The 665-nt window shown below is 60.5% G+C and carries 1 pseudogene; it reads right to left on the bottom strand.

The annotated features are described in order from the left end of the window. Nucleotides 1-665: pseudogene (locus FW789_RS24295) on the bottom strand (hypothetical protein); the annotation flags it as partial.

The following is a 665-nucleotide window of genomic DNA, read 5'->3' as shown; positions in this document are numbered from 1 at the left end:
TCGCTCCAGAACCGTCGATTCTTATCTTCTCGCCTGCCTTGCAGCAGCAACAGACTCGCTTCCAGCAACAGCAGCGCGCTGCTGACCCTCAGGCGGTAGAAGCTGTTGCTGTGCGCGCCGTTCAGGCTGTCGACATAGGCCTGATCAAGCCGGCGCATGATCGGTGCGGCAACGCGGCCCGGTGAGGGGGTGTGGCCGGCTTGGGCGTGTTCGGCCATGCGCAGGTTGAGGGCTTGCTCACCCAGCGAAGCAGTGAGGAGGGTTACCAGACGCCTATGCAGTGTTCGGTCGACAGTGTTGGGCGCACCGGCGCTCAGGGCTTCACGCCCTAAATGACCAATCCAGGCCAGTGCGCCGGCAGTATTGACGTGGCCGTGTTGGGCTAACTGCTCCAAATGGCCGTCGATTGCACTGAATTGCGCCGCCAGTGCCTTGGCTTGTTGCAATGCGGTTTCCAGTTTTTGCCAGTCGTCCGCTAGCCCTTGGAGAATGCGCATATCGCTTTGGGTCTTTGCCAGTACCTCGGCAACCGATTTCTGATTGAACACATAAGCGCGCATGGCCAAGTTGCTCGCTTCAACTTCACCGCTCTGCCACCAGCGGCTGAGCAATTGCGCGCCTTTGACGGTGCCTTCCATACCCAGCACGCAGAGGCCGGTCTGGTG

Source organism: Pseudomonas sp. 1121_17 (assembly GCF_052850745.1).
This window is presented reverse-complemented; position numbering and strand designations above follow the sequence as displayed.